6 protein-coding genes are annotated in these 7,267 nt (G+C 33.2%); 1 reads left to right on the top strand and 5 read right to left on the bottom strand.

The annotated features are described in order from the left end of the window. The 5 genes from QVO42_RS09740 to QVO42_RS09760 form a co-directional block, all read right to left on the bottom strand. A partial coding sequence (locus QVO42_RS09740; RefSeq protein WP_353867265.1) for a metallophosphoesterase family protein occupies positions 1-174 on the bottom strand: 174 nt, incomplete at its 3' end. Next, complete coding sequence (locus tag QVO42_RS09745) at positions 171-1,322, bottom strand: M15 family metallopeptidase (RefSeq protein WP_022425918.1); 1,152 nt, start codon at positions 1,320-1,322, stop codon at positions 171-173. The genes QVO42_RS09745 and QVO42_RS09740, both read right to left, overlap by 4 nt. A gap of 55 nt (positions 1,323-1,377) precedes the next feature. Next, a complete protein-coding gene (gene uvrC, locus QVO42_RS09750) occupies positions 1,378-3,147 on the bottom strand; it encodes an excinuclease ABC subunit UvrC (RefSeq protein ID WP_288164351.1) in 1,770 nt (589 codons plus the stop codon). Next, positions 3,140-5,440 (bottom strand): endonuclease MutS2, encoded by a 2,301-nt coding sequence (locus QVO42_RS09755; protein ID WP_022425920.1) that lies wholly within the window; start codon positions 5,438-5,440, stop codon positions 3,140-3,142. Before QVO42_RS09755 ends, uvrC begins: the two co-directional genes overlap by 8 nt. A 1-nt stretch (position 5,441) precedes the next feature. Beyond that, on the bottom strand, positions 5,442-6,230 hold the full coding sequence (locus tag QVO42_RS09760) for a CvpA family protein (RefSeq protein WP_022425921.1): 789 nt from the start codon (positions 6,228-6,230) through the stop codon (positions 5,442-5,444). Between the two features lie 105 nt (positions 6,231-6,335). Here QVO42_RS09760 and QVO42_RS09765 point away from each other — a divergent pair, with 105 nt between their 5' ends. Continuing rightward, complete coding sequence (locus tag QVO42_RS09765; protein ID WP_022425922.1) at positions 6,336-7,259, top strand: ribonuclease HIII; 924 nt, start codon at positions 6,336-6,338, stop codon at positions 7,257-7,259. The last annotated feature ends 8 nt before the right edge of the window (positions 7,260-7,267 follow it).

The following is a 7,267-nucleotide window of genomic DNA, read 5'->3' on the forward strand; positions in this document are numbered from 1 at the left end:
AAGACTCCAGTCATTGTTTCCTTTCACTGCAACAAATTCATCTAAATCACGCAATTGATATGATTCACTATCACCACAATGGATATAGTAATCTGCATCATCTTCTAAAACTTTAATATCTGTTAAGATATTCATGTCTCCATGGTTATCTGACATAATTACAATTTTTTTCATTCAGCTGCCTCCTTCTGATTATATTCTTCAATACAGCTATTTTCTTTGTAAATCTTATTCGCATTCTTCTTACCTACATAGCGATAGTAATGTGCATCATACACATGATTTGTAGAAGATGCCATACGTTTTGGATAACGTAATATAAAACCATATTCATATGAATGTGCTTCAAGCCATTGTGACAGGGCAGATGTTTCAAATTCCTGATAGGCAATGGATTTAGATGCAATAGAAACTGTATTACCTAATTGTCTTTCATCTTTACCTGCAAGGTTAGGATTTGAATACTGTAAGTCAGTAAAGCTTGTATATGCTTCTTTAACATAAAAGTCATTCGCAATCTCATTAGGCATTGCATCAATCATCTTCTTTAGCGCTTCATAGGCGTCATTATTTAAATACATGGCATATTTTAAACGATGAATATCTGACATTAAGACAAGATTATGAGGAACATAAGCACCTATATAAGTTTGATCACTTAAGGTAGTTAAAAGAGCTGAAGGATCAGGAATCAAGAACATATCTTGATTATTTGCCTGAGTCAAAAGTGTTGTTAAACCGTAACGAGAGTAATTAGCACATGCCTGTTTGAAGAATGAAAGAATCATTTTATCATTTAGTCCACGATTCTTTAATAATTCAATATAGTATTCTGTATCATCTACATAACTATAATCTTCATAAAGAGGTCTCATTTCATAATATATTTGTAGTTTACCAAAATCAAAGTTCTGATTATATAAATATCCTGCTTCTAAATCATGTTCTACAAGTTTCTTTGCTTGATCATAAGATGCACCTTTATAGGTACCAGTGAGTTTAGTTGCTAATTCATTGCCTGTTTGTAGGATAGATTTATTTGTAGAGTAACGCCCTGTTTTTTCTAGTACTTCATAATATTGATAATATGGCAGATAAAAATCATCATATTTGATATATTTCATAAAATGGTAAAGAGGAATTCTGTTTTCTACAAGATATTTTTGTTCTTCTTTACTTAAATACTTTTCGATGATCATTCTATTATCGTTGTTGATGCCGTTGACACGATAGAATGGATCAAATCGGAGGTTAATTGTATAGAATGAAACGATAAATAATGCAATGACTGTAATAAACAGATACTTGCGCTTATTTTCCATTAAATCACCTGCTCTCTAGTGTCAATTATATAGTATATCGCAAAAAGTGTATAGATTATTCTTTATGTAGTACTTCATAGAGCTTTGCTGCAGTATTCTTAGGAATGACTGCTTCTAGTTCTTCCAGTGATGCTTCCTTCATCTTTTTAACACTCTTAAAATGATTAAGAAGCTTCTTCTTGCGTGCTTCCCCTATTCCTTCTACTTCATCTAATATAGAACTAAATAAGGATTTAGAGCGTACCTGACGGTGGAATGAAATAGCATAGCGATGCACTTCATCCTGCATACGAGTTAGTAAGAAGAATAAAGGACTCTTTGTATCAATAGGAACCTGGTTCCCATTTTCATCTAGCAACATTGCGGTAGAATGTTTATCATCCTTGGATAAACCACATATATGTACAGAGAGATTTAAACTATTTATCACTTCTTTGGCGACTTTGATCTGTCCTAGTCCACCATCGACAATAATGAGATCAGCCATTTCTTTTTGCTCCATAAGTAAGCGATAATAACGTCTATAGATAACTTCCTTCATACTTGCATAATCATCAGGACCTTCTACTGTCTTGATCTTATATTTACGATAATCTTTTTTAGATGGTACACCATCTTTATATACAACCATACCAGCGACTGAATAAGCACCCTGGATATTAGAGTTATCGTATAATTCAATCGTGTGTGGTGTATCAATACCTAGTTTTTGACCTAATTCAATAATAGGAAGAATTGTTTTTTCATCTGTCTTCTCTTTTAATAAGAATTTCTTTTCTAATGCTTCTTTCGCATTCTTATTAGCCATTTCTACTAAGGATTTCTTATCTCCTCTTTGTGGCTGAAGAACATGACAGGATAATATTTCAGTTAATAGTTCTAAATCAACATCTTGAGGAATAAGCAGTTCGTAAGGTTCTGGATGAGTTTGATAATAAGTAACTAAGAAACGAATGAGATCTTCTTCAAAATCTTCTCCTACTGGTTCTAAATTAAAATCATGATAGAGAAGTTTACCTTCACGCATAAAGAAGAGCTGTATACTAATGTAGCCTTTATCAATAAAATAGCCTAAGATATCTCTATCTTTATAGTCTCCAAATTGGACATTCTGTTTAGCTGTGACATATTCTATAGAACGAATGAGATCACGATATTCTTTCGCAAGTTCAAATTGAAGATTTTCACTAGCTGTCATCATCTTTTCAGTGAGTTCATCTATTTTGGATTTGGTATTACCATGTATAAAAGAAATTAGTTCTTTTCTAATTTCATCATATTGGCTCTTGTCAACTTCATTAATACATGGACCTAGACATTGATGTAAAGAATAATATAAGCATGGTTTATCTGGAACATGATTGCACTTTCTTAATGGGTAAAGCTTATTTAATAATTTAAAAGTATTTCTAGCTGCAGTGGCATCGGGATAAGGACCAAAGTATTTATTCTTTTTGTTTTTAGTTTTTCTTACTATTTTAAGTCGTGGATGGGTTTCATCAGTGAGTTCAATATAAGGATAATAAGTATTATCCATGAACATGATGTTGTATTCAGGTGTATAGTCTTTAATAAGGTTAATTTCTAGTAATAATGCTTCCTTCTCACTACCTGTCACGATATAGTCAAAGTCCCATATATGATCGACTAATTTTGTAGTTTTATAGTTATGTGCTCCTGTAAAATAAGAAGAGACGCGATTTTTAAGTTTTCGCGCCTTTCCTACATAAATAACTTTTCCGTCTGTATTCTTCATTAAGTAACAGCCAGGAGACATAGGAAGCAGAGAAAGCTTCTTTTTAATATAGACTAGATTCTTATTCAAAGCTAACTACCGTTACACCTAAACCACCCTCATTTGGTCCACCATCACGATATTCCTTGACATATGATAAATGGTCTAGCTTCTTTCTTATACCATTACGTAAAATACCTTTACCCATACCGTGAACTATACGTACTGAAGGATAACCTAGTAATAAAGCGTCATCTAAGAACTTTTCTACAATATTCATCGCTTCTTCGTAACGCATACCAATGACATTGACTTCATAATGTCCTGTCTTTTTCATATGCTGTCTTGTGCCTGCTTTTTTAACCTTCTGAGGCTTAGAAGCACCATGCATGAATGTTACATCAGTATCCTTAACACGAGCCTGGAGACCACCTAAATCAACAAGCAATTCATGTTTCTTAACTTCTAGGACATCCCCTTCTCTATTCATTTTATCAAGTTTAACATGATCACCCTTTTTAAATACATGATCCTGTACCTTGACTACTTCTTTCTTTTCATATTTCTGCTGATCTAATGCATGCTTTGCTGCAGTCACCTGATGAGGCTTTAAAGCACCCTGATTCATAATATCTTTAGTCAATTCATCAATTGTTTTCTTAGCTTCTTCAAGCATCTTATTAGCTTCCTGCTGTGCCTCTTCGACAATACGATCTTTTTGTTTTGTGGCAACAGATAGCTGATGTTCATAACGATTATGAAGCTTTTCATTGTCTGCAAGTAATGTATTGATTCTTTCTTCTTTTTCATCCAATTCAGCACTCTGTTTAGTAAGCTTCTCGGTTAGCTTTTCTGCTTCACTCATACGTTCTTCTTTATTATGTAAAGCTTGATCAATAATCTCGTGATCAAGACCTAAAGAAGCGGCAATCTCAAAAGCATAAGATGAACCAATAGAATGAAGCTTTAATCTATATGTAGGACGCATTGTTTCTACATCAAATCCAACAGATGCCAGAGTAATATCATCTCTTGACTGACCATAGCTCTTAAGTTCACCATAGTGGGTAGATGCAACAATACGGCAGTCACGTCTTAATAAGGTATCCAGAATAGCTTCTCCTAGACATGCCCCTTCTTGTGGATCTGTACCAGAACCAATTTCATCAATAAGAATTAAAGAACGACATGTTGCATGTTCTAAGATATAAATAAGCTTTTTCATATGTGATGAATATGTTGAAAGTGACTGTTCAATAGATTGTTCATCACCAATATCGGTATAGACTGCATCAAAGAATGGAATAGAAGCTGAAATAGCTGGCACGGCTAAACCACTAATAGCCATTAATGAAAGTAAACCAGCAGTCTTTAAAGCAACTGTTTTACCACCGGTATTAGAACCAGTAATCATCAACATCTTACCATCAATAATAATATCATTAGGTACAATTCTTTCTTGATCAATAAGTGGGTGTCTAGCCTGTTTTAAAGAAAGAATACCTGACTCATTGATATCAGGTTTAATGCAATCATAATCACATCCAAAACGTGCTTTCGCAAAAATAAAATCTAGTTCAGACATGAGCTCTTGATCAAAATAGAATCTTGTATAGTTATACTTAACACGTCTTGTAAGGCTCTGTAAGATTTTATTGATTTCAGTCTGTTCCTGACTCTTTAATTCATTAAGTTCATTGTTCATGACAACAACACTTTCTGGTTCAATAAAGAATGTCTGCCCAGAAGCACTTGTGGCATGTACTAAGCCTTTGATTTCATTCTTATGTGGTGCTTTAACTGCAAGAACTAAACGGTCATTCTTGCTAGAGAGAGTATCCATACTTAATGAATTCTTTTCACTCTTTAAATACCCTTCCATAGAATGACGAATACGTCCTTCTAATGCATGCATGCTTTTTCTAATACGATAAAGTGTTTCACTGGCATGATCACTGATAGAGCCATCAGGCATAATGCATCTATTGATTTCTATATGTAACCCATTATCCCCTTCTAAGCCTTCTACTAAGTCTCTTAAGAGAATAATTTCTCCTTCATAAGCATTAAAGTAAGAAGTCACCTGAAAGATATTTTCTAACATATGATCAATAGCCATTAATTCTTCTGGTGCTAAAATACCATCCATCTTCGCTTTTGCAAGATATGCACTGATATCATGAAGTGGCGCAAGAGGTAAAGTACCCATAATACGATGAATAGTCATGGCTTCTTCTAAACGATTCTGTTCTTCATTTAAATCAGCCAGATTATCATACATTTCTAATTGTAATACTTTCTTCTTCGCAATCTCTGTACGGCAGCTGCCAGCAATACTATTTAGAATTCTTGGAAATTCTAAGACTTTATAACTATCTAACATTTTATTCACTTCCTATATTATTTAATATTGTATTCTTTTCTGTTTCTGTATAAGGTGTTTTATTTAATAAAGAGATAAATTGAAGTTTTTCTTCATGAGGTATAATGACCTGCTGTTTCATTAAAGCAGGGCCTAATTGTGTATAGACAAACTGTGTTGCATCATGCTCATCTAGTATTCCATGATCATAGGCATGATTATTAGCGATAATCATCTTCTTTAATATATCTTTATCTTCTAATTGAAGTGTATGCTGTCCCTTTAATAAGCTTCCATAAGCACTTGCTTCATTGATTGCTTTTTGTGAGATAATTGGTACATCTTCTATGATTAAATGTCCTATTTTAGAATTAGTTAAGATATCAGGTCCAAAGAAGGGAATAATAACCATCATCATGACCATAAAGGAGATAAATACACCCTTTAATGCGTGAATCAACGCACCTAATAAATGATTGACAAAAGCAGTGAGTGCAAAATGATCAGTCAATTGATTGACTAAAGGTTTAATAAGAACGCCTATGAGTCTGCGAATTATTTCTAGAACAACAAACATGATAATAAAGACTATCAACATATTTATAACTGAACCACCTAATTGTGATAAAGGATCATCTACCGGCTTATAAATCTGGATAATAGAAGAAATAGTTTCTACATTAAAATAGATAAAAAGCATCATGATTATAAAGCTTACTAAATCATATAATGTAGAGAAAAAACCTTTGGAATATCCACTAAAAAACATATATAACAAAAAAGCGATAAGAATCAAATCAAGAAAACTCATAACACTTACCTCCTTGACGTTGTCGGTTCTTAATTATAACAAATGAAATTTATACTGTCAAAAAAATGAAATTTATGATAAAATAAAATATGTGAGGTGAATATAGTGGAGCCAATTAAATTTTTGATTAATGAAAACATTTTAAACAAGATGAAGAAGTTTTATGACAGTCAGATGGATCCATTCGAAAGCGAGAACCTTCTTTTAAAAGCTCATGCTATTGGCTGTGACATCGAAGTGACATCGAATTATGAAGCAAGCTTTTTAGGACAAAATGCGGTGCATGAAGCAAAGCATTGGTCTAGAAGTTTAGCAAAAAAGATTGAGCAGGAAAAGAATTCAGATCACTTATGTATGCATCCACATATCGGTGCTGCAGAAACAGGATCTGCTGATTTTCTTGGGCCGCTTTGTGTCGTTGCATGCTATGCCGATGATGAAGCACTTGAGATCATTAAAAACCTGCATATTGATAATATCGATGATTTGTCTAATCAGGAAATTATCAATTACGCCAAACTATTAAAAGGACATCTCATTTCATCACTACTAGTATTAGATAACTCACATTATAATAAGATGATTGATAGTGGAATCAACCAGGCAAATATTCGTGCACGCCTATTTAACCAGGCTGTTGTGAATGTTCTTCAGAAAGTGAAGAAGAGTGTTGAATTCAAAGTTATTGATCAATTCGTTTCACCTAAGACTTATTATAATTATTTAAAGAGTGAAGTTATTGTCGTAAAAGATATGATTTTTGAAACCAATGCTGATGAACAATATTTAGCAGTATTAGCTGCAGAAATCATTTCTCGTTATGCATATCTACAATATTTTGCTAGTATGACAAAGAGTTTAAAGATGAACCTTGCTAGAGGGGCCGGCACTAATGCCGAAATCGTGGCTGTTAAACTTGCGCACAAGTATGGTGATAAGATTCTTACTAAAGTATGTAAGTTGAATTTCACTAATACGAAGAGAGTTAAGGGATCATTAAAGAAATTAAAAGAGGCTGTCTCGAAATAAATGACAGT

The sequence above is a fragment of the Catenibacterium sp. CAG:290 genome (assembly GCF_000437715.1).
Classification (GTDB): Bacteria; Bacillota_I; Bacilli_A; order Erysipelotrichales; family Coprobacillaceae; genus Catenibacterium; species Catenibacterium mitsuoka_A.